Source organism: Halorubrum yunnanense, assembly GCF_026586675.1.
Lineage (GTDB): Archaea > Halobacteriota > Halobacteria > Halobacteriales > Haloferacaceae > Halorubrum > Halorubrum yunnanense.
The window spans coordinates 1-627 of the sequence record NZ_JAODIX010000101.1 but is presented as its reverse complement, the minus strand read 5'-3'; the positions used below and the strand labels follow the sequence as shown (position 1 = coordinate 627).

The following is a 627-nucleotide window of genomic DNA, read 5'->3' as shown; positions in this document are numbered from 1 at the left end:
CGGACGTACCCGCCGCGCCGGACGGCGCGGACGGGTACGCCGAGTGGGTACAGATCGCGTTGATCCTGTATCGCGTCGAACTCGAAAAGAGTCTCCGTGAGACCGAAGACTACCTCAACGAGATGCCCGGCGTCCTCGCCGTGTTTGATCTCGACGACGCACCGCACTACAGTTCGTTTTGTCGGTGGGAAAATGAGTACCGAATGCGTGAACTCCGCCGCCTGCTCCGCGCTTCGGCGGAGCAGGCGGGCTGGAGTGGTGAAGCTGCAATTGACGCAAGCGGCTTTCAACGCGATCAAACCAGCCACCACTACCGCGATCGCGCAAATTACTCGTTCCACTCGATGAAGACGACGATCTTGATCGACGTGAATTCGCTAGCGATCAAGGACGTTCATTTCACGACGCAGAAGGCATGGGACGGTCATATTGGGATGCAGGTCTTCCGCCGGAACGCGGAAGACCTGCGTGTGCTGTCTGCTGACGCGAACTACTCGTGGAGCGACCTCCGTGAGGAGTGTCGCTCCAACTCAACGCGACCACTGATCAAGCACAGGGAGCAAACACCGCTACAGAAGGCTCACAACGCCCGGATGAACGAGGATTACAACCAGCGCTGGATGAGTG

General features: G+C 58.9%; 1 protein-coding gene. It reads left to right on the top strand.

What is annotated here, in order from left to right; translation table 11 throughout:
- Positions 1-627, top strand: a 627-nt coding sequence (locus tag N5096_RS16060; protein WP_267665793.1) for an IS5 family transposase, incomplete at both ends; no start/stop codon positions are given.